The organism is Protofrankia sp. CiT1 (assembly GCF_917627335.1).
In the GTDB taxonomy this organism is placed as follows: domain Bacteria; phylum Actinomycetota; class Actinomycetes; order Frankiales; family Frankiaceae; genus Protofrankia.
Genome location: NZ_CAKJTP010000159.1, coordinates 6,228 through 9,718 on the forward strand (window position 1 = coordinate 6,228; position 3,491 = coordinate 9,718).

Consider the following 3,491-nt stretch of genomic DNA (forward strand, 5'->3'; position numbering starts at 1 on the left):
CCCGGAGCCGCGGCCGTCTGGTCCTGCGGTTCACCTGACCAGGCCGCTCCGCTCCGGGTTCTCCACTCGGCCGGTAGGGAATATGGTGCGGGTCCGGCGGCTTGGAGGGTTCTGCCTATGCCGGGCGAAGGCAGGACCTGAGCCGTGCCGTTGTGGCTGTCCGACGGGGATAATGGCTACGTGCCTGTCGATCTTCGTGACAGCCAGATCGCTGAGGTGTGCCGGCGCTACGGTGTCGCCGAGCTGTCCGTCTTCGGTTCGGTGGCCCGCGGTGAGGACACCGATGGATCGGACGTCGACCTGCTGTATGTGCTGGCGCCCGACTCGACTCTTGGCTTCGAGATCGTCGACCTTCGAGATGATCTGGAGAAGATCGTCGGCCGTCATGTCGACCTGGTGTCCAAGTCCCGGCTGAAGTGGGTCATCCGCGACCGAGTGCTCGCGGAGGCCCGGCTCCTCTATGCGTCGTGATGAGCTCTGCCTCGTCGACATGATCGAAGCCGCGGTCGCCGCGAGGGCGTTCGTCCAGGATGTCGACGAGGCGTCATTCCTCGAGAGCGATCTGATCCAGGGTGCTGTCCTCCAGAAGGATCAGGGTGCGGAGCCGGCCTTATGATGGTGCGCTCACCGGAAGGCCGAGGTCGGTGGCAGCTGCCGCCAATTCCTGGTCGTAGGTGACGAAATCCGTCAGTTCGGTGCGAAACGGGTCGGCGGTGGCCAGGTGGATCGCGTCGAGTGATCCCAGCTGCCGGAGCCGGTAGGCCACGGCGCGGGCGAGCACGGCACTGGAGAGATCCACGACATACACACCGCGCAGGGCCAGCCCAGCGAGGTAGGGGACGCGTTGGACGTCCGCACACGCGCGCACCAGAGTACGGGTGATCTCGAGCGTGGCCAGCTCGCTGGTGACCAACTCGGCTCCATCCGGGAGCGCTCGGCGCCAAGCCCGCAGGGCTTCGGTCTCCTTCTCCTGCCTGATGAACTTCAACAGGGCGCAGGCGTCCAGGTAGATCAACGGTGTCGTTCCCTGTCGCGGTCGGCGACGAGAAGGTCGGCCAGGCTCTCGACGCCGGGTGCCAGATCGGGGACCACGTCCGGCATGCCTCGCTCGGCAGGTGCCCTGGCTTCGCCGACGGCGACCATCTGCGCCAGGGTGCCCGGGTTTTCGACTTCGGGCACCATGCGCAGAATCGGCTTACCGCGGTCTGTGACGAGGATCGAAACACCGGCACGCACCCGCGCCACCGCCTTCGATGGGTTCTGGTTCAGTTCCCGCAGCCCGATGGTCTCCACTCCCCGAATGTACCTACATTATGTAGGTATGCCAACCGGGTGGGAGGACGCGACGACGAGCAAGCGACCGTGTGTGGTCCTGGTGGCAGCGGATCTGGACGTAGAGCGGCGGCCTGTTTCCAGGGCGCGTCCGAGCACCGCCTTGGGCATGCGGGCCAGCAGCTGGCAGGGCGGCTCACCGGTGGTGGACGTCGCGGCGGTGGTCTCTGTCGACGACGGTCACGGTTTGCGCATGTCGGCGAACTCGTCATGGATCGTCCACGTCGATCAGCGCGTGTGGCTGCGGGCAGCCGGCGCTTGACTGCGCGGCGGCCCCAGTTCTACGTTTAACGCATCGATTAATTAACGTCAGGGTGAAATACGATGGCAGCTGATCGACTCAGTACGATCTTCGCGGCGCTGGCGGACCCGACCCGGCGGGCGATCCTGGCCCGGTTGGCGGAGGGGGACGCGACCGTCACGGAGCTGGCTGAGCCCTTCTCGATCAGCCTGCCGGCGATCTCCCGACACCTCAAGGTGCTCGAGCGGGCTGGGCTGATCTCTCGAAGTCGGACGGCCCAGTGGCGCTCGAGCGCTCTCACCGCCGGGCCGTTGCAGGAGGCCGCAACGTGGATGGAGCGCTATCGCCAGTTCTGGGATGCAAACTTCGAGCGGCTCGACGCGCACCTTCGACACATCCAGCAAGCGCAGGCGCCATCCGCGGAGGAACAGCAACAGGACCAGCAACAGCAGTGACATGACATCACCCAGGCATCAGCCATCCGTAAGTCACGTAAGCGAGAGAGGAACAGCGCCATGGCAGATTCCCCGGCAACCAACGAACTGGTCATCACCCGGATCTTCAACGCGCCCCGGGAGCTCGTCTACCGGGCGTTCGTCGACCCCGATCAGATCGCGCAGTGGTTCGGCCCGGTGGGGTTTTCTGTGCCCCGCGACACCGTCGAGGTCGACGCCCGGGTAGGCGGCTATCAGCGGTTGGTAATGGTCAGCGACGATGACCCGACCATGCGCTCGCCGGTCAACGCGACGTTCACCGAGGTCGTCGAGAACGAACTCCTCGTGGGTACCGAGGAGGTGGAGGGTATTCCTGGTTTCGAGGGGATCGCCCAGATGTACATGCGCCTGGAGTTCCACGACGAGGGCGGCAAGACCCGCGTGGTGCTGCGTCAGGGCCCTTTCACCGAGAAGATGGAAAACATGACACGCGAGGGCTGGAGCAGCTCGTTCACCAAGCTCGACGCACTGCTCGCACGCTGATGCCCGCTCGCCCACTGGCACGCCCGCTCGCCCACTGACGATCAACGCCAGCCTGCCCCGCCCGCCGAAGCCGGCGCGGGGCAGGCCCGCGTGAACGCCTGCGTTTGCAGGGACGGGAGTCAGCCGGGTCAGGCCAGTACGGCTCCACCGCGCGGCGCGATCATCTGTTGACAGGTGACTAAATGGTCACCTATGTTCGAGGGCGTGGACGCGGTGTTCAGAGCGCTGGCTGATCCGACGCGGCGGGCGCTGCTCGACGAGCTCTTCCGCGAGGACGGGCAGACGTTGAGCGCGCTCGAGGCGCGGTTCGACATCACCCGTTTCGGCGTGATGAAGCACCTCAAGCAGCTTGAGGAGGCGGGCCTGGTGGTCACCAGGCGGCGCGGGCGAGAGAAGCTCCATTTCCTGAACCCGGTCCCGATCCGGCTCGTCCACGACCGGTGGGTGAGCAAGTACGCCGAGCCCTGGGCCGCCGCGCTCAGTGGCATCAAGCAGCGACTGGAGAATTCCATGGAGAAGGTTTTCGAAATCTACATCCGCACCACCCCGGAGCGGCTGTGGGAGGCGATCACCGATCCCGAGATCAGGAGCACGTACAACTTCGGCGCGAGGGTCATCTCGGACTGGACACCGGGCTCGCGCTACGAGATGGGTGCTCCGGGCGCTCCCGGTCCGCTCGGCGAGGGGGAGAACCTCGAGATCGACCCGCCGCGCCGGCTCGTCCAGAGCGCAACCATGCTCTGGAGCGACGAGGTGAAACGTGAGGGCACTTCCAGAATCACCTGGGAGATCGAACCGATCGGCGACTCGTGCCGCCTGACCGTCACCCACGACCAGTTGCGCGAGGGCGCGAACGAGGAGCTCTATGGCGGCTGGCCGATGATCCTGTCGGGTCTGAAGACGTGGCTGGAGACCGGCGAGCTGCTCACCACCCCGGGGTC

7 protein-coding genes are annotated in these 3,491 nt (G+C 65.9%); 5 read left to right on the forward strand and 2 right to left on the reverse strand.

What is annotated here, in order from left to right:
- Positions 1-180 precede the first annotated feature (180 nt).
- Complete coding sequence (locus MJ785_RS18350) at positions 181-471, forward strand: nucleotidyltransferase family protein (protein ID WP_239313828.1); 291 nt, start codon at positions 181-183, stop codon at positions 469-471.
- Positions 461-616: a hypothetical protein gene (locus MJ785_RS18355; protein ID WP_239313825.1), complete on the forward strand. Its 156-nt coding sequence runs from the start codon at positions 461-463 to the stop codon at positions 614-616. Before MJ785_RS18350 ends, MJ785_RS18355 begins: the two co-directional genes overlap by 11 nt.
- On the opposite strand, the gene MJ785_RS18360 is transcribed toward MJ785_RS18355, so the two are convergent.
- Both MJ785_RS18360 and MJ785_RS18365 read right to left on the reverse strand, forming a co-directional pair.
- Positions 611-1,015, reverse strand: a complete 405-nt coding sequence (locus MJ785_RS18360) for a type II toxin-antitoxin system VapC family toxin (RefSeq protein WP_239313821.1) — start codon at positions 1,013-1,015, stop codon at positions 611-613. The two genes, MJ785_RS18355 and MJ785_RS18360, sit on opposite strands and share 6 nt — an antisense overlap.
- The gene (locus MJ785_RS18365) at positions 1,012-1,293 is read right to left on the reverse strand and encodes a type II toxin-antitoxin system Phd/YefM family antitoxin (RefSeq protein WP_239313819.1); all 282 of its coding nucleotides are present in this window, start codon (positions 1,291-1,293) and stop codon (positions 1,012-1,014) included. The genes MJ785_RS18360 and MJ785_RS18365 overlap by 4 nt, the downstream gene beginning before the upstream one ends.
- Positions 1,294-1,656: 363 nt before the next feature.
- Here MJ785_RS18365 and MJ785_RS18370 point away from each other — a divergent pair, with 363 nt between their 5' ends.
- The 3 genes from MJ785_RS18370 to MJ785_RS18380 all read left to right on the forward strand — a co-directional run.
- A complete protein-coding gene (locus MJ785_RS18370) occupies positions 1,657-2,028 on the forward strand; it encodes a helix-turn-helix transcriptional regulator (protein ID WP_239313816.1) in 372 nt (123 codons plus the stop codon).
- Positions 2,029-2,088: 60 nt separating this feature from the next.
- Positions 2,089-2,550 carry an SRPBCC domain-containing protein gene (locus MJ785_RS18375; protein ID WP_239313813.1) on the forward strand — a complete coding sequence of 154 codons (462 nt, stop codon included), beginning with the start codon at positions 2,089-2,091 and terminating at the stop codon, positions 2,548-2,550.
- Positions 2,551-2,754: 204 nt separating this feature from the next.
- The coding region (locus tag MJ785_RS18380; protein WP_370652981.1) for an ArsR/SmtB family transcription factor at positions 2,755-3,491 on the forward strand (737 nt) is incomplete at its 3' end.

Excerpts from the sequence above, each read along its gene's own strand:
- MJ785_RS18355 (WP_239313825.1), top strand. The coding sequence starts at position 461 with ATGCGTCGTGATGAGCTCTGCCTCGTCGACATGATCGAAGCCGCGGTC.
- MJ785_RS18370 (WP_239313816.1), top strand. The coding sequence starts at position 1,657 with ATGGCAGCTGATCGACTCAGTACGATCTTCGCGGCGCTGGCGGACCCG.
- MJ785_RS18375 (WP_239313813.1), top strand. The coding sequence starts at position 2,089 with ATGGCAGATTCCCCGGCAACCAACGAACTGGTCATCACCCGGATCTTC.